Origin of the sequence: Kitasatospora sp. MBT66, from assembly GCF_000710405.2 — a bacterium.
Lineage (GTDB): Bacteria > Actinomycetota > Actinomycetes > Streptomycetales > Streptomycetaceae > Kitasatospora > Kitasatospora purpeofusca.
In genome coordinates, this window is record NZ_JAIY01000008.1 from 387,821 (window position 1) to 404,772 (window position 16,952).

The 16,952-nt window shown below is 72.8% G+C and carries 20 protein-coding genes; all 20 read left to right on the forward strand.

Annotation, left to right across the window (positions count from 1 at the left end; all coding sequences use genetic code 11):
• Positions 1-5: 5 nt before the first annotated feature.
• The 20 genes from BI06_RS23080 (at position 6) to BI06_RS23170 (ending at position 16,927) form a co-directional block, all read left to right on the forward strand.
• A complete protein-coding gene (locus tag BI06_RS23080; protein ID WP_043471004.1) occupies positions 6-2,237 on the forward strand; it encodes a phage minor capsid protein in 2,232 nt (743 codons plus the stop codon).
• Positions 2,238-2,245: 8 nt separating this feature from the next.
• Positions 2,246-2,410, forward strand: coding sequence for an Rmf/CrpP fold protein (locus tag BI06_RS51060; protein WP_158516453.1), 165 nt, complete (start codon positions 2,246-2,248; stop codon positions 2,408-2,410).
• A gap of 295 nt (positions 2,411-2,705) precedes the next feature.
• Positions 2,706-3,884: an IS30 family transposase gene (locus tag BI06_RS23085; protein WP_107113307.1), complete on the forward strand. Its 1,179-nt coding sequence runs from the start codon at positions 2,706-2,708 to the stop codon at positions 3,882-3,884.
• A gap of 89 nt (positions 3,885-3,973) precedes the next feature.
• Positions 3,974-4,684, forward strand: a complete 711-nt coding sequence (locus tag BI06_RS23090; protein ID WP_051741626.1) for a hypothetical protein — start codon at positions 3,974-3,976, stop codon at positions 4,682-4,684.
• 15 nt (positions 4,685-4,699) lie between these two features.
• A complete protein-coding gene (locus BI06_RS23095; RefSeq protein WP_043471007.1) occupies positions 4,700-5,713 on the forward strand; it encodes a major capsid protein in 1,014 nt (337 codons plus the stop codon).
• On the forward strand, positions 5,713-5,970 hold the full coding sequence (locus tag BI06_RS23100; RefSeq protein ID WP_043471010.1) for a hypothetical protein: 258 nt from the start codon (positions 5,713-5,715) through the stop codon (positions 5,968-5,970). The genes BI06_RS23095 and BI06_RS23100 overlap by 1 nt, the downstream gene beginning before the upstream one ends.
• A 17-nt stretch (positions 5,971-5,987) precedes the next feature.
• On the forward strand, positions 5,988-6,380 hold the full coding sequence (locus tag BI06_RS23105) for a hypothetical protein (RefSeq protein WP_043471460.1): 393 nt from the start codon (positions 5,988-5,990) through the stop codon (positions 6,378-6,380).
• A complete protein-coding gene (locus BI06_RS23110; RefSeq protein ID WP_051741628.1) occupies positions 6,374-6,697 on the forward strand; it encodes a hypothetical protein in 324 nt (107 codons plus the stop codon). Before BI06_RS23105 ends, BI06_RS23110 begins: the two co-directional genes overlap by 7 nt.
• The gene (locus tag BI06_RS23115; RefSeq protein WP_043471013.1) at positions 6,694-7,050 is read left to right on the forward strand and encodes a minor capsid protein; all 357 of its coding nucleotides are present in this window, start codon (positions 6,694-6,696) and stop codon (positions 7,048-7,050) included. Before BI06_RS23110 ends, BI06_RS23115 begins: the two co-directional genes overlap by 4 nt.
• Positions 7,043-7,462, forward strand: coding sequence for a minor capsid protein (locus tag BI06_RS23120; RefSeq protein WP_043471015.1), 420 nt, complete (start codon positions 7,043-7,045; stop codon positions 7,460-7,462). Before BI06_RS23115 ends, BI06_RS23120 begins: the two co-directional genes overlap by 8 nt.
• Positions 7,463-7,473: 11 nt before the next feature.
• Positions 7,474-7,968, forward strand: coding sequence for a phage tail tube protein (locus tag BI06_RS23125; RefSeq protein ID WP_043471018.1), 495 nt, complete (start codon positions 7,474-7,476; stop codon positions 7,966-7,968).
• Complete coding sequence (locus tag BI06_RS23130; protein ID WP_043471021.1) at positions 7,965-8,441, forward strand: hypothetical protein; 477 nt, start codon at positions 7,965-7,967, stop codon at positions 8,439-8,441. Before BI06_RS23125 ends, BI06_RS23130 begins: the two co-directional genes overlap by 4 nt.
• A 231-nt stretch (positions 8,442-8,672) precedes the next feature.
• Positions 8,673-11,120, forward strand: coding sequence for a phage tail tape measure protein (locus BI06_RS23135; protein ID WP_043471024.1), 2,448 nt, complete (start codon positions 8,673-8,675; stop codon positions 11,118-11,120).
• 4 nt (positions 11,121-11,124) lie between these two features.
• Positions 11,125-12,075 (forward strand): phage tail family protein, encoded by a 951-nt coding sequence (locus tag BI06_RS23140; protein WP_043471027.1) that lies wholly within the window; start codon positions 11,125-11,127, stop codon positions 12,073-12,075.
• A gap of 12 nt (positions 12,076-12,087) precedes the next feature.
• Positions 12,088-13,230 carry a hypothetical protein gene (locus BI06_RS23145; RefSeq protein WP_149030448.1) on the forward strand — a complete coding sequence of 381 codons (1,143 nt, stop codon included), beginning with the start codon at positions 12,088-12,090 and terminating at the stop codon, positions 13,228-13,230.
• A gap of 26 nt (positions 13,231-13,256) precedes the next feature.
• On the forward strand, positions 13,257-14,366 hold the full coding sequence (locus BI06_RS23150; RefSeq protein WP_043471030.1) for a hypothetical protein: 1,110 nt from the start codon (positions 13,257-13,259) through the stop codon (positions 14,364-14,366).
• Positions 14,367-14,369: 3 nt separating this feature from the next.
• A complete protein-coding gene (locus tag BI06_RS23155; RefSeq protein ID WP_051741632.1) occupies positions 14,370-15,101 on the forward strand; it encodes a hypothetical protein in 732 nt (243 codons plus the stop codon).
• Positions 15,102-15,179: 78 nt separating this feature from the next.
• Positions 15,180-16,316 carry a peptidoglycan-binding protein gene (locus tag BI06_RS53735; protein WP_233290258.1) on the forward strand — a complete coding sequence of 379 codons (1,137 nt, stop codon included), beginning with the start codon at positions 15,180-15,182 and terminating at the stop codon, positions 16,314-16,316.
• Positions 16,317-16,370: 54 nt separating this feature from the next.
• Positions 16,371-16,601 (forward strand): hypothetical protein, encoded by a 231-nt coding sequence (locus tag BI06_RS23165; protein ID WP_043471033.1) that lies wholly within the window; start codon positions 16,371-16,373, stop codon positions 16,599-16,601.
• Positions 16,598-16,927: a hypothetical protein gene (locus tag BI06_RS23170; protein WP_043471037.1), complete on the forward strand. Its 330-nt coding sequence runs from the start codon at positions 16,598-16,600 to the stop codon at positions 16,925-16,927. Before BI06_RS23165 ends, BI06_RS23170 begins: the two co-directional genes overlap by 4 nt.
• Positions 16,928-16,952: the final 25 nt, after the last annotated feature.

The window sequence follows — 16,952 nt, forward strand, 5'->3', positions numbered from 1 at the left end:
ATCGCGTGCCGGTCTCCCCCTGGATGGCCGAGGATCTCGCCGACCGCGTGCGGGCCCTGTACGAGGACGCCGAGCAGCGCCTGCTCGGCATCGTCGCCCGGCAGATCGCCGACGGCCTCGAAGCCCCCGGGTGGGCCGTCGCCAAGCTCGCCGACGTGCAGCCGTTGCGCCGCGCGGCGCAGGGTGTCGTCGACGCGCTCGGCACGGCCATGACCACCGAGGTGCACGACGTCGTCGCCGAAGCATGGAACCGCGGCGCCCGGACCGGGCTGGCCGAGCTCGGCGCCCTGGCCGACGTCGACGCCGCGCGTATCGCGGAGTCGACCCCGGCCGGCCGCGCCGTCGACCGGCTCGCCATAGAGACCATCCAGCTCGTCACGGCCACGCACCGCGGCATTCTGCGCGGCGTCGAGGACGGATACCGACAGGTCGTCTCCGAGGTGGCCGCTACGCCGCTGCTCGGCATCGACACCCGCCGCCAGGCCACCGCCCGGGCCATGGAACGGTTCGCCGACCGCGGCCTCCGGTCCTTCGTCGACAAGTCAGGCCGGTCCTGGCAGATGCCCAGCTATGCCGAGATGGCCGTGCGGACCGCCGTCGGCCGGGCCGCCGTGGAGGGGCAGGCCGACCGGCTGCGCGCCGCCGGCGTCGACCTGGTCAAGGTGTCGAGCGCGCCGCGCGAGTGCCCGCTCTGCCGAAAGTGGGAGGGCAGGGTGCTCTCGCTCGACGGCCCGGACGGGCCGCGCGAGGTCGAGGTCGAGCACGCCGTCGACGACGGCCGCGCCGTGCGCGTGCGGATCGCGGGCAGCGTCGAGCAGGCCCGCCGCGCCGGACTCCAACACCCCAACTGCCGACACTCGCTGAGCGCGTTCACCCCGGGTGTCACCACCGCGGACCCGCCGGAGCCGTCCGACGGCACCGGGTACGAGGCAGGCCAGCGGCAGCGCGCGATCGAGCGGCAGATCCGCAAGTACAAGAACCGCACGGCCGCGGCCGCGACGCCCGAGGCCCGGCAGGTGGCCGAGCAGCGGGTGCGCGACTGGCAGCAGCGGATGCGCGACCACCTCGCCGCCAACCCGGAGTTGAAGCGGCTCCGGTACCGCGAGCAGCCAGGGGCGGGGAACCTTCCCGAACCGCGCCGGCCGGTACCGCCGGATGCGGTCGAGGCCGCCCGGGTGCGCGCTGGTGATCACCGGACGCCGGGCGAGATGAGCGACGAGCAGCTCGGCGCCGCGCTGCGGCACGGCTCCCTCGACGAGCGCGGCCGTGCCCGCATCGAGGCCGAGGCGAACCGGCGCGACGAGCAGTCCCTGCTCGACCGCGTGCGGCCCGGCGGCCGGATGTCGTCGCACCTGGTCGAGTTCAGCGACGACGAGCTCGCCCGCGTGCTGCCGCTGCTCGACGACCCCGGGGTGCTGCGGGTGGCGGCCGAGCTGGACCGGCGCGACATCGACGCCGCCCTGCCCGGTGCCCGCCGGGATCTGATCGGCATGTCCGAGCAGCAGCTCGCCGAGCGGGCCCGGCACGCCACCGGCGACGAGCTCGCCGCCCTGGCTGCCGAGGCCGACCGCCGGGCCCTGCTCGTCGAGCTGTTCCCCGGCGGCCGACTGCTGGCGGACCTGTCCGCCGTCGCCGACGACCGCCTCGGGTGGGCGCTGCGCTACACCGACCCCGACGGGGCCGAGCGCATTGCCGCCGAACTCGACCGCCGCTACCCCACCACCCCGCCGCCGGCCGCCGCCGGCCGCGGGATCGAGGCGCAGCTCGCCGACCGGGCCGCCCTCGACGACGCGCTGCGCCCGGGCTCCCCAATGGACGACTGGTCGTGGGTCGACGCCGCCCCGGACGAACACCCGTGGGACCGGCTCCCGGCGGCCGAGCGCTGGCTCGCCGAACGGGAGTGGGCCGAGACCGGGAACCGCCGGGCGTTCACCACCAAGCAGGTGCGGCAGATGTACGAGGAGTACGTCTACGCGCAGTGGCTCGACGCCGAGGAATGGTGCCGCGGGGTGCTGCTCACCAAGCGGGCCGAGCTCGACGGCATCGACCCCCTGACCGTCTTCTCGGGCCCTGCCCACGTGGCGTACGCCCGGGCCTCCGAGGAACTCAAACGGTACTGGGCCGAGGTGTCCCCGCGGACCACGCTCGCCGAGTACACCGAGCAGCTCACCGGCGTACGCTCGGCCGCCGCCGACACCGCCCGCAAGAGCAGCAGCGACGTCTCCAACAAGTTCTAGGGGGTGAGGTGTTGGGGTTCCGCGCCGACGCCGTGCGCGCCACCCGGGCCGGCCGCGATGCGGCCCGGGCCGGACAGCCGATCACCGCCTGCCCCCACTCGCGCGAGTCCCTGCTGCGCTCCGCATGGGTGCGCGGCTACGCCGCCGCCCGCCCGCTCACCGCGCCGCCGTAGCGCGCCACCCACCACCGCCAAGGCCCGCACCCCCACCGGGCGGGTTCTAGCGATCCCCGCAACACCCTGACCCCAGGGAGTTGCGGGGATCGTGGATTTTGAGGACTTGAAGGCGAGGTTCTTCGAAGCGCTGGACCGGGAGGACGGCAGTGTCACGGGGGCGGCCCGGGCGGTCGGGGCGAACCGTCACACGGCGGCCGGGTGGGCACGCAAGGCCGGTGTCCGTGGCCGTGGGAAGCCGGGAAGGAACAGGCACTCGGGCCGGGCGGAGTACGAGCGGCTTCGCGCGGCCGGGGTGCGACGGCAGGACGCCGCCGCGCGGGTCGGGGTCCACAAGCGCACCGCCCAGGACTGGGACCACGGGATCCGCAAGAGCGGCAACGCGCGCCTCCACCCCGATGGACACAAGATCGACTACACAACGGGCATGACCAGCACCGTTCCCCGCACGCCGGCGCCCTCGACAGCGGCGGTCGAGGCCAGGCTGCACCCACGGTTCCTGACGGTGACCGAACGGGAGCTGATAGCCGACATGCGCCGCGAGGGCCGGTCGCTGCGGGCAATCGGGCGGGCCCTGGGCCGGCCGGCCTCCACCGTCAAGCGCGAGATCGACACCCGTGCGGTCGACGGCGTCTACCGGCCGCACCGGGCCCAGCGGGCATGGGCGGCAAGCCGATCACGCCCCAAGGAGTCCAAGCTCGCCCGGCCGGGCGCACTGCGCGAGTTCGTCGCGGACGGGCTGCGGGAGCGGTGGTCGCCCGAGCAGATCTGTCACGCTCTGGTCAGCGAGTTCCCCGACGACGAGAGCATGCGGGTGAGTCCGGAGACGATCTACCAGGCGGTCTACGTCCAGGCCCGCGGCGGGCTGCGACGCGAGGTCGCGCTCGCACTGCGCACCGGGCGCACTCGCCGCAAGCCGCACCGCAGCCCCGAGCAGCGCACCCGCCGGTTCGTCGACGAGATGGTGATGATCTCCGAGCGGCCCGCCGAGGTCGAGGACCGGGCGGTGCCCGGCCATTGGGAGGGGGACTTGATCGTCGGCCCCCGCAGTGAGAGCGCGATCGTGACCCTGGTCGAGCGCTCCACCCGCTACGTCATGCTCGGGCACCTGCCCGGCGGGCACACCGCAGCGGAGGTCCGCGACGTGCTGGTGCCCTTGATCCAGAGCCTGCCCGAGCACCTGCGCGGCTCGCTGACTTGGGACCAGGGCTGCGAGATGGCCGCGCACAAGCAGTTCACCGTCGCCACGGGAGTGCCGGTCTACTTCTGCGATCCGCACTCGCCCTGGCAGCGCGGATCGAACGAGAACACGAACGGTCTGCTGCGGCAGTACTTCCCCAAGAGCACCGACCTGTCCGTGCACAGTCCCGAAGACCTCGAACACGTCGCCCAGCAACTCAACCGCCGGCCACGCAAAACGCTCGGCTGGAAGACCCCAGCCGAGCGCCTGCGTGATCTACTGACAGCCGCATAGGCCATCAGGTGTTGCGAGGACCCCTAGAAACCGCCCCGGGGGCACGGGCCTTTTCCGTTTCCGCCCCCGGCCCGGAGGGACCAACCGCCTTGACCACCACCGCACTTCCGATCCACCCCCGAACCGGACTGCAGGCCGTCGGCCGGCGCCGCGACGGGCGCCCGATCTGGCCGATCCTCGGAGGCTCCGGCGACACCGGACCCACCGGCGAGCCCACCGGCGCCCCGCCGGCACCGCCCGCCCCGGGCCCCACCGACCCGCCGGCCGCACCGCCCGCCACCCCGCCGGACCCGACCGGCCCCACCGCGGAACAGCTCGCCGACGCCCAGCGCCAGGCAACCGAAGCAACCGCGCAGCGCGACCAGCTGCAGGCCGCCCTCGACGCCATCAACAAGGCGATCAACCCCGACGCCGGGGACGGATCGGACTCCGATCCGGCACAGCTCACGGCGCAGGTGGCCGACCGCGACCGACAGCTAGGCGAGCTGACCGACCGGCTGCGTACCGCGCAGGTCGAGCTCGCCGCCCACCAGGCCGCCGAGGCCGCCGGCGCGCGCCCCGATCGCCTGCTCAACTCCCGCAGCTTCGCGGCCGCGGTCGCCGACCTCGACCCGGCCGACGGCCAGTTCGGCGAGCAGCTCAAGACCGCCATCACCGCGGCGGTCGAGGCCGACCCCGATCTCTACCGCGCCGCCCCCGCCGCGCCCGCCCGGTCCGGCTCCGAGTTCCGCGGCGCCCCCACCACCCGTACCGAACCCGCGTCGCTGCTCGAAGCGATCAGCGCGCGACTCGCCAAGTAAGGAGGTCCCTGCCCCATGGCTATCACACTGGCCGACGCCAAGCTCAACACCGTTGACCCCGTGGACCTGCAGGTCATCGACGAGTTCCGCAAGAACTCGTGGCTGCTGGACAACATGATCTGGGACCAGGCCGTGAACCCCGCCGGCGGCGGCGCAGCCCTGTCCTACGGCTACACCCGGCTGGTCGCCGAGCGCCCCGCCGGCTTCCGCAAGCTCAACTCGGAGTACCCGCGTGGGCAGGCCAAGCGCGCCCGTTACGACGTCGATCTCGCGCCGCTCGGCGATGCCTTCGAGATCGACCGCACTATCGCTCAGCTGGGCCCGGCTGCGAGCAACGAAGTCACTTTCCAGATGACGCAGGCGATCAAGAGCGCGAACACGTTCTTCAGCGAGCAGGTCATCACGGGCAAGAAGCAGACCACGCCCGAGGGCGACGTGCTCGGGTTCGACGGACTCGACGTCGCCCTCGCCAACTCCGCCACCGAGATGGGCGCCGGCTCGTACCTCGACTGGACCGGCAGCACGCTGGGCACCGACACGGCCAAGGCGCACGCCGCGCTCGACGCACTCGACGAGTTCCTCGACCTGCTCGACGGCACCCCCTCCGCACTGCTCGGCAACGGCAAGACGATTGCCCGCGTGCGTTCGCTCGCCCGTCGGGCCGGCTACTACAACCGTGAGTTGAACGCGTTCGGCAAGAAGGTCGAGTTCTACAATGGGATCCCTCTCGTCAACCTGGGCGACCGGGCCGGCAGCACCCTGCCGGTGGTCCCGATCGAGTCCCGGGACGTCGACGGCGCCGGCCCCGGCGGACAGATCACCGGCCTGTCCGACCTCTACGCCGTCCGCATCGGCATCGACGGCTTCCACGGCGTGACCACCACCAGCGGCAACCTCGTTCAGCAGTGGCTGCCCGACTTCAGCACGGCCGGCGCGCTGAAGGTCGGCGAGGTCGAGCTCGGCCCGGTCGCGGTCGTACTCAAGGCCACCAAGGCGGCCGCGGTGCTGCGGAACATCAAGGTGAAGTGATGTCGTACGCGATCACCTCCCCGTTCGGGGACGACGACACCGTCGCCGGAGTCCGCTTCACCGCCGGCCGGGCCACCGTCGACGAACTCGACGTCGGGGCCCGGCTGTACTTCCTGCGCTACGGCTACGAGATCGAGCAGCTCGACGACACCGACGAGCAGGAACCGACGGGCGACGACCCGCCGCCCCCGCCCACCAGCGCCAAGGGGCGCGCCCGCGCCAAGGAAGGGACGGCGCCGATCGCGCCGCCCCAGTGATCGGGGGTGGCGGCACCGTGGCTCCCACCTACGCCACCCCCGAGCAGCTCGCCACATGGCTGGGCCGGCCCGCGCCGGCGGACGCCGAGCGGCTGCTCGCCCGCGCATCCGAGGACGTCGACGCCGCGCTGCTCACCGCCTGCTACCCCGTCGACTCCACCGGCGCCCCCGCTCACCCCGCGCACGCGGGGGCGCTGGCCGATGCCGCGTGCGCTCAGGTCGAGTACCAGCTCGCCGCGGGAGAGGACGGGACCGGCGCGGCCGCGCGCTGGTCGTCCGTGAGCGCCGGCTCGATCAGCCTCTCGGCGAGCAGCACGGCCCCGGCCGGCGCACTCGATCTCGCGCCCCGGACACGGCGTGCCCTGCAGCAAGCCGGACTCACCGGTCACGGGGTGGGCGCCCCATGGTGACCCGCGTACCCCGGTGGCTTCTGCGCCACCGGATCACCGTCGAGCCGTACGTCGGGGATTCCGCGTACGGGCCCGTCTACGGCCCGCCGCTCGACGACGTGCCCGCCCTGGTGTCCGAGACGGTGCGACTCGTGCGCGCCCCGGACGGCCGGCAGGTCGTCAGCTCGGCGCAGGTCGTGCTCGACCTCGACACCGCCGTGCCGGCCGGCTCCCGGATCACCCTGCCGACCGGCCGCACAACCGTGCCGATCACCGTCTCGACCGTCGACGCGCCGGGCCTACCCGTGCCCGCGCACAAGGAGGTGACCTGCGAATGAGCCGACCCCGCTCCCGGATCGAGTGGACCGGCGACGCCACCCTGCGGGCCGAACGTGCGGCCGCGGCGCGCGGCCTGCTCGCCGCCGCCGAGCACGTGCTGCAGGTCTCCCGCGAGGTGGTGCCGATCGAAGAGGGCACCCTCGCCCGCTCCGGCGTCGCCAGCGTTGACGAGCAGCAGCTCGTCGCCGCCGTCTCCTACGACACCCCCTACGCGGCCCGCGTGCACGAGGATCTCAACGCCCGCCACGACCAGGGCCGGACGGCGAAATACCTCGAACGCCCGGCCGCCGCGGAAGCCGCGGCGGTCGAGCAGATCATCGCGGCCGCGGTCCGGCGGGCGCTTCGTGGCTGACGTCCTCGACTCCCTCGCCCGCTACCTGCAGGCCACCGGCCTGCTCGCCTACGACCCCACCGGCGTCCGCGGCGACACCTTCATAGAGCTGCTGCCCCCGGCGCCCGACCGCGCAGTGCAGCTCTCCCTCTACGGCGCCGGCACCCCCGACCCGCTCAACGGCTGGGACGAGCGGTCGCTGCAGGTGCGCGTGCGCGGCACCGCCGACCCCCGGGTGTCCCGTGCCCGCGCCGAAGCGATCTACGGCGCGCTGCACGGGCTCGCCGGTGTCGACCTCCCGGGCGGTCTCTGGCTCGTGCTGTGCATCGCGCAGCAGACCCCCGCCCCGCTCGGCGTCGATGCCGCCGGCCGGCACGAGCACACCATCAACTTCCGCCTTGACATCGAGGCGACGACCCCCCGACCTACCTAGGAGGTGACCCCATGGCGACCCCCGGAACCCCCCGCCCGATCGACGCCCGCGGCTGGCTGTTCGAGGTGCAGGACGTGACGGCCAGTTCCGAGACATGGCTGCGCGTCGGCATGCTGACGAGCTTCTCCCACTCGCCCGGCGAGAACGAAGAGACGGAGGACATCACGACGTTCGATGACGACGGCCACTACTCGCAGGACGTCATGCAGCGTGGCGCGTCCATCTCCCTTGAGTCCAAGTACGCCGCGGACAAGGTGGGTGTTCGCGACCCCGGGCAGGCGTACGTCGACGAGGCGTGGGTGCCCCGTCTCGGCGCCGAGTCTCACAACCCCGTGCGCTGGCGACACAAGTCCCAGACCAAGTGGGTCGTCTGGGACGCCACGGTCAGCCCGGGCGAGCAGGGCGGCGGCACCACCGAGAAGACGTCGTGGTCCGCGACGATCACCCGGTGCGGCAAGCCGTCGACCGCCGCGGTGACCCCGCCGCCGGCCGGGGGTGGCTCGTGACCGACGACGAGCTCGACCTCGACCACCAGGACCCGCCCGGCGACGGGGGGTTCGCGGACTTCGATGCGTTCTTCGCCGAGCAGACCGCCGACGCGCCTGCAGAAACGTTCCAGCTCTACGGCCGGACGTACACCTTGCCGGACGCGCTGCCGTTGATGTTCACGCTGCAGATGGAGCGGCTGCAGGCGTCCGAGGACCCGGACGACGTCCGGACGATGCTGCGGACCCTGGTCGGCGAGAATGCCCTCGACCACTGGGCCGAGCAGGGCATGACCGACAGGCAGCTCGGCATCGTCCTCATCTATGCGGCCGCGACCGTGCGCCGGCCCGGCAGCGTCACCATGCAGCGCGCCGCCGAGCTCTACGACCGGCAGAACGCGACCGTGGGAAAAGCCCCGGCACCGGCGGCGCCGAACCGGGCGACCCGCCGGGCGAAGACGCGCCGGCGGGCGGACTCTGGTCGGCGGTCCTGACGCACTGGGCCGCCGTCGAGGCGGACCTCACCCGCACCTACCACCTCACCGCCGCCGAGATCGCCGCGCTCAGTGAGCGGCGGTTCGTGGTCCTGCTCGGCGGTGTCGGCGAAGACTCCCGTTTCCGTGAGCTGTGGGCGCGCACCCCGCGCACCGTCTCGTCGGCCGCGGAGATCGCAGCGATCACCGGACTGCCCGCCGGAGGGTAGACCGCCGAGGGGGTGAGCCGAGTTGGCGCTCACCGTCGGCGAGCTGCTCGCCACCATCACCGTCGACGACAGCGGCGCCGAACAGGGCCTGCGCCGCACCGAGCAGGGCATCCGCCGTACCGCGCAGGTCGTCGAGGACGAGGCGGGCCGGGCCGGACAAGCAGCCGGGCGCGAGCTCGGCGAGCAGCTCGCCGAGGAGTCCGAGCGCGGAGCCGAGCGCGCCGGCTCCGGCATCACGAGCGCACTCGGCGCCGTCAAGGGCGCCCTGATCGGCGGCGCGATCGGCGCCGCGGTGGTCACCGGCCTGTCCGAGGCCGTCGGCCAGCAGAAGGGGACGAGCCTGCTCACCGCGCAGCTCGGCGCGAGCCCCGAGCAGGCTGCCCAACTCGGCAAGGCTGCAGGCAAGTTGTACTCCGGTGGCTACACCGAGTCGGTCGAGACCGCCAACGAGGCTCTCAAGAACCTTTGGCAGCAAGGACTCGTCCCGGCCGACGCGACGGCCGAGCAGCTGCAGAAGGTCGGCGGCCGCGCGCAGCAGGTCGCCGACATTCTCGGCGAGGAAGTCGGCCCGGTCTCCAAATCCGTTGGGCAGATGCTCAAAACGGGGATGGCCAAGGACGCCGACGAGGCTTTCGACATTCTCGTAAGGGGAACTCAGCTCGGCGCAAATAAAGCCGAAGATCTGCTCGACACGTTCAACGAATATCCGGTCCAGTTTCGGGATCTGGGCATTGATGGAAAGCAGGCCATGGGCCTTATCCATCAGGGCTTGGAAGCGGGAGCGCGCGACGCCGATCTCGTCGCCGACGCGTTCAAGGAACTGAATATCAGGGTCAAGGACGGGTCAGCTGCCGACGGCCTGAAGGCCATCGGATTGAATGCGGACAAGATGGCTGCCGCGTTCAACAAGGGCGGACCGTCGGCGAATGCCGCGCTTGATCAGCTCATGGATCGGCTGCGGCAGGTCAAGGATCCGTCCGAGCGGTCCAAGCTGTCTTTCGCGCTGCTGGGAACGCAGGCCGAAGACCTTTCCAAGGCTCTCTTTTCGCTCGATCCGTCGAGCGCGGTCGCAGGTCTCGGCGCGGTCGACGGCGCCGCGGCCAAGGCGGGCGACACCATGCGGGACAACGCCTCGACCCGCTGGACCGCGTTCACGCGCGGCCTGCAACAGGGCGCCGTCGACGTGCTCGGTGCCAAGGTCGTGCCCGCCCTCATGGCGGCCGCCGACTGGGTCGGCACGCTCGGCAGCAAGTACGACACCGCCCGCAAGTTCGTCGGCGAGCACAGCCTCGCATTCAGCATCGCGGCCGGCATCGTCACGGCCGTCCTGCTGCCCACGCTCATCGCGCTTGCGGTACAGGCCGTGACCACCACCGCTACAACAGTGGCCGGTTGGGCGGCGCAGTCCGCGGCCGCGGTGCGCACCGGCGCCACGTACCTGGTCACCAACGCCGAGATGATCGCGGGGTGGGTGGCGCAGGGAGTCGCCGCCGTTGCGGCCGGCGTCCGGGTGGTCGGAGCGTGGGTGCTCATGGGCACGCAGAGCCTGCTGCAGGCCGCGCGCATGGCGGCCGCGTGGGTGATCGCGCTCGGCCCGGTCGGGTGGATCATCGCGGCGGTGGTCGGTCTGGTCGCCCTGGTGGTCAGCAACTGGGACACCGTCCGCTCCGCAACATCCGCAGCGTGGCAGTGGGCCCTCAACTTTGTGAAGTCGGCGGCCGGCTGGATCGTCGATGTCTTCTTGAACTGGACTCTCGTCGGGCTCCTGATCAAGCATTGGGATTCGATCAAGTCGGGCGCCGTCAACGGCTGGAATGCGACCGTGGATTTCGTCCGCGGCATCCCCGGGCGCATCGTCGAGTTCTTCTTGAACTGGACTCTCGTCGGGCTGCTGATCAAGCATTGGGATTCGATCCGTTCGGGCGTTTCCGAAAAGGCGTCCGGGCTCGTCTCGGACATCAAGGCACTGCCCGGCCGGATCGCCGACTCGCTCGGGAATCTGGGCTCGCTGCTGGTCGACAAGGGGCGCGACATCGTGCGCGGCCTGTGGTCCGGCATCCAGTCCATGGGCGGATGGTTGAAAGACACCCTGATGGGCTGGGCCAAGGATCTGATTCCGGGCCCGATCGCCAAGGCTCTGGGCATCCATTCGCCGTCCCGGGTCATGGCCCGGCAGGTCGGCCGGTGGATTCCCGCCGGCATCGTGTCGGGGATCGAGGGCGCGCAGCCCGAGCTCGCCGCCGCGATGCGGGACCTGGTCGAGGTGCCGGACACTCCCGCGCTCACCGCGGCCGCCCGCTCGCCACTCGCCGCGGTCGCCGCGCCGTCCCCGGCCTCCGGCTACGGGCCGGCCGCCATCGGACAGTCCGGCGGCGGTCCGCTGCTGCACATCGACCAGTTCCACGCCGGCGGGCAGTCGCCGGAGCAGCTCGCGGCGGCACTCGGCTGGGAACTCAAGGTGAGGGGGTGAGGCTGTGGCCACGGGCGACCGCGTCACCCTGCCGGGGCACATCCAGTTCGGCGAGCAGCTACTGCTCGGCCCCGGCACCCCCTACCGATGGCGCACGCTCACCGGGTGGTCCGACTCCCCCGCGTGGGACTCCGGCACCACCAACCGGCCGGCCGGTCACGGCGCCTACCCCGGTGCCCTGTGGGCGCAGCCGCGCACGATCACGGTCGACGGGATCGTGATCCGGGCGCCGGCCGCCCGGATCGGGGCGGTGGTCGGGCAGTTCGAGGCGGGCGCGGTGTCGCTCGACGACGAGCTGCCGCTCGTGGTGCACCTCGACGAGCGCGGGCCGCTGCTGGTGTGGGCGCGGTGTCTGCGGTGGTCGGTGCCGACCGGCCGCGGGTACCGGGTCGGCACCATCACCGGCTGTTCGCTGCAGTTCGAGGCGACCGACCCCCGCCGCTACAGCCTCACGGAGCAGCATGCCGACACCGGCCTGCCCGTCGACGAGCAGGGCCTCGACTGGCACCTCGACGCGGCCGCCGAGCGCGGCCTCGACTGGCACCTCGCCACCCCGCCCGGCGGCGCACCGGCGACCGAGGACGGGCTCACCTTCGGGTCCGGCGGGTCCACCGGCATCATCACCGCCACCAACGCCGGCCGGGCCCCCACGCCTGCTGTGCTGGTGTTCACCGGGCCGGTCGAGCAGCCTTCGCTCGTCGACCTGCGCACCGGCCGGCGGTGGGAGTACGACATCACGCTCGGCCCGGGCGAGCAGCTCGTCGTCGACGGGGCGGGGGGCACGGTCACCCTGTCCGGTTCCTCACGGCTCCACACCGTCACGGACCGCTCGGCCCCCGAGCAGCTGCTCGCCGTCGCGCCCGGCACGAGCGACTTCGCGTTCGCCGGCGCCCCCGACAGCGTTCCGAACCCCGCCGCCCGCGCCGACCTGCGCTGGCGTCACGCCTACTGGTAAGGAGGTACCAGCGTGCCCGTGCGCGCCGCGTGGCTCCCGCCCACCGGGCAGACCCGCACCGACACCCGCCTGTCCCCCGTCGGCACCATGACGCCCACCGGGGCGACCACCACCGCCCCCGGAGTGATCCCCGGCGGTACCCCCTTCTCGCTCACCTCGACGGCCCCCATGCAGGCGCAGCTCGGCGCCGGCCGGGCCGTGGTGCAGGGCACCGCCCTTCAGGGCGCCTACCCGCTGACGCTCACCCTGCCCGAGCCGCTCACCTTTGCGCCCGGTCACACGCAGTGGGACCGGATAGACCTGGTCGTGCTGCACGTCTACGACGGGCTCTACGACCAGAGCGGCAAGGCGTTGGCCGCGGTCGAGATCCTGAAGGGCACCGCGGCCGCCGACCCGAAGCCTGCGCCGCTTCCCGCCTGCTCGCTCCCCCTGTGGTCGGTACGGGTGCCGGTCGCCGCGTCCGCCGGTACCGGCGGCATCCCCTGGGCCACCGCCCTGGTCGACCTGCGCACCTACACGGTCGCCGCCGGCGGCATCCGGCCCGACGCCAGCACCGACCCCGGTTCCTACGTCGGGCAGGTGCGCGACACCGGCACCCGGGTTGAACGGTGGTCCGGAACCAAGTGGGTGGCGTACCCGGCCGCGGTCGGCGGCATCGTGCCGCAGTCCGTGACCGGGTTCGGCAGCTACACCGGCCAGTGGCGCGACGGGAGCACCGGCCTCGAACGCTGGTCCGGGCTCGGGTGGGTGCCGATGGGCAGTTGGGTGCCGTACGCCCCGGCTTGGACGGGCCTTGAGATCTACGGAGAGGCGACGGCCGGCGGTCGTTACTGCCGGATCGGGCGACACGTCGAGGCCGTCGCGTGGCTGAGCTGGGGTACCGGCAGCTCGCTCGGCGCCGGGTACATCCGGGTGTCGCTCCCGACGGCGGCCGCGGACGTCGGGGCGCCTCACGGCTGGCAGGGCACGGGGCGCCATCACGACGCACAGTCCTACTGGCGCGAGCTGCTGCCGACGCTGGACGCGGGCGAGGACTCCGCGCAGGTACTCGCGACGGCCCCCGACGGGTCGTGGATGACCCCGGGCACCCTCGGGTACCGGTGGGCCATTGCCGGAGCCTCGATGCGCATACAGATCACCTACGAGACCGCCTAGGCCCACCGGCCCCGGCACCCCGGGGGGTGGTCGCGCTGCTGCCCTTCACCCCGTACCGCGTGCTGATCTGCGACCTGCGCAGCGACCAACTGCTCGACGTCCTGCCGCTGTGGGGCGTCAGCTTCGACGAGTTCCTCGGCAAGACCGGATCTCTGCGAGCGACCGTCCACCTGGTCACCGCCGAACTCGCCGCCCGCGCCCGCGCCGCGCTCGTCCCCGGGCGCACCGCTCTGTGGGTCGAGCGGGCCGGCGCGATCTGGTGGGGCGGCATCCTGTGGACCAGCAGCCTGGCCAGCGACGAACGCGGCGAGCTCTCCCTCGCCCTGCAGGCCGCCACCTGGGACAGCTACCTCGCGCACCGGATGCTCTACGACACCCTGCAGGCCGACGGGGTCGATCAGTTCGACATCGTGCGCACCCTCATCTCCTACACCGCGGCGCAGCCCGGAGGTGACATCGGGATCGAGGTCGACACCGCGGTGTCGGGCGTCGCGCGGGACCGCACCTACTCGCGGTACGACCAGCCGTTCGTCCGGGATCTGATCGAGCAGCTCTCACGGGTCGAGCGGGGGTTCGAGTGGCGGATCGCCTCGACCCGCGACCCCGACAGCGGCCGGCGGGTCAAGCAGTTGCAGCTCGGCCACCCGGTGATCCGGGCCGGCTCGACCGAGGTGGTGCTCACCCGCCCGGGCCCGATCCTGTCGTACACGTGGCCCGTCGATGCCACCAGCAAGGCCAACGTCTGGCAGGCGCGCGGCGCGAGCACGAACCGCAACCAGACGGCCGAGTCGGTGCCGTTGCTGTCCCCGCTCGTCACCGGCGAGGCGGACATCGCGGCGGGGTGGCCGCGGCTCGACGGTTCCGCGGACTACAGCACCGTTGAGCAGCAGGAGACGCTCGACGCGCACGCCCGTGCGGACGCCGCCGCCCACCTCGACCCGCGGACCGTCCCCGAGATCACGGTGCGACTGGACGCACAGATCAGCCCTGCCCTGCTCGGCGCGACCGCGCGCGTCAAGGTCACCGATCTGTGGTGGCCCGAGGGCATGACCGCCCGCCACCGGATCATCGGGATCACCGTCACACCACCCGAGCGCGGGCGCCCAGAATCCGCCAAACTCCTTTTGGAGGCATAGCCGTTGGCCGCGATCCCGCAGGATCTTCTCGACCGCATCCGCGCCCTCGAACGCCAAGTGCGTGAGCTCTCCGGCCGCGCGCAGACGCGACCCGCCATGGATCAGATCCAGCACGGCCCCGTCGTGATCGCCGAGGGCGGGACGCTGACTGTTCGGGACGGCGACGGCACGCCCATTGTGTTCATCGGGCGACTCACCATCGACCGGCCGGACGGCTCTGCGCAGTACGGCGTCGTGATCAAGCGCGAAGACGGCTCCAACGCCCTTGCCCTGTTCTCCGGTGGCACGCAGCCGCAGGGCCTCGACATCTACGACTCCCGCGGGAACACGATTTTCACCGAGGACCGGGTGAACGGTGGGCTCGCCGTCCCCTACCTGCACAGCCCGATGTACCCCGACGGGGACCTCGATCGTTACGCCAAGACGCAGTCCGACGGGCCCGACAACATGTGGACCGCCGCGCACGTCCGTTACCACCCGATGCTGACGGTGGCCGGCTACGCGGCCGCGGACTTCGGCACCACCGGCGTCGCGCAGGTCTACGTCAACGGCGAACCGTGGGGCGAGCAGCGCGCGATCGGCGGCGGCGACTGGTTCCATTTCAGCGACGGCCCGAAGCTGTGCCCCGGCAGGTACGGCGACATCTCCACGGTGCAGATCAAGGCATGGCGCACCGGCGGCGCCGGCACCGTCTACGCCTGCCCCGTCGGTGTCATCGGCACGCAGACCCGCTAGCCCAACTCACCAACACCTCACGAACGTTCGCCCCGTGGCCTGTCGGCCCCGGGGCTTTTCCATGTCTGGAGACCCCTCATGTCCTGGTACCCCGGCGCCGAGCGGATCGAGCTGCAGCCCGAGAGCGACGCCCAACCGGCCATCACACCAACGCAGTTCATCGCGCACTCGATCGCGGCCGAGTGGGGACCGCGCCGGATCTTCGAGTACTGGCGCGACTCGACGAACCTCGAATCGCACTTCGGGCTCGGCTACGGTGGCGAGCTCGGCCAGTTCATCGGCACCGGCACGCGCGCGGACGCCAACGCGGCCGCCAACCGCCGGCCGGACGGGACCGGCGCCGTCTCGATCGAGACGGAGAGCAACGACCAGCACAGCGACCCGTGGACCGAGCAGCAGATCGAGCAGCTCGTCGCGCTCGGCGTCTGGCTCCACCACGAACACGGCATCCCGCTGCGGATCTGCCGCACCCCGGACGACCCCGGCTACGGCTACCACCGGCTCCACCCGTCGTGGTCCACCTCCGGCACCGCGTGCCCCGGCGACGCCCGGGTGCAGCAGTGGCACGAGCGGGTGTTCCCCGCGATCGTGGCCCGGGCGACCGGCACCGTCCCGGACCCGACGCCGGCGCAGCCGACGCCCGATCCGCAGCCGGCCGGGCCCGCCCGCTACCGGGTGACCGTCGGCGGCCTGGAGTACGGGTTCGGCGCGCACGGCCCGCACGTGCGGCAGGTCGGCAAAGCGCTGGTGGCCGCCGGGTACGGCCGGCACTACGCCGTCGGCCCGGACGAGGACTGGCGGGACGCCGACACCCTGAACTACGCCGAGTGGCAGGCCGCGCTCGGCTACACGGGGAGCGATGCCGACGGGGTGCCGGGCGAGCAGTCGCTGCGGCGCCTGCTCGGCGGCGCACTGCCCGGCGAGCAGGCGGTCGTCGACCTCGACCAGGTGGCCGCCGCCGCCCGCCGTGACCCCGGCCTCCCGCAGGGCGGCACCACCCACCCCGACGCCGTCCGGCCCGTCGAGGCCGCCCTCGCCGCCGAGGGCCTGCTCGACGGCCAGTGGACCGGCGACGGCTCGTTCGGATCGCGCACCCGCGCGGCCTACGCCCGGTGGCAGCAGCAGCTCGGATACCGCGGCGCGGACGCCGACGGCATCCCCGGCCGCAGCTCGCTCGCCGAGCTCGGCGAGCGCCACGGCTTCACCGTCCGCTGACCATCCGCCCGGGGCCGGCCGGCCCCGGGCACCCCACACACGGGAGACACCCCCATGACCGAGGCCACCCGCCGCACCATCCGCACCGGCCTGCAGAGCCTGCTCGGCCTGCTCGCCGCGCTCCCCCTGCTCGTCTCCACCGCCGGCATCCCCGAGACCCTGCCCGGCGTCGCTGTCGCGCTCACCGTGGCCGGAGCCGTCACCCGCGTGATGGCTCTCGACGTCGTCGAGCAGCTGCTGCCCGCGTGGCTGCGCACCCCGCCGAAGGGGGACGGCACCGAGTGAGCACCGCCACCGGCGCCGGCCGGCTCGACGACGTCCTGCTCTGGGCCGGCGCGGTGGTCACCCTGTCCGCCGCGCTCGGCCTGCTCTGGCGCGCCACCCGCGGCGCCCGCCGCCTGGCGCAGCGCGTCGAGGACGTCGTCGACGACTGGACCGGCACCGACGACCGCCCCGGTGTCCCCGGCCGGCCCGGCGTCATGGCCAGGCTCGACAAGATCGAGCACAAGCTCGTCGCCGTCGAGCACGAGCTGCACCCCAACTCCGGGGCGAGCCTGCGCGATGCCGTCGACCGCGTCGACCGCCGCACTGTCCACCTCGACCCCCCGTAGACAGCACTGCGCCCCCTGCACCGGC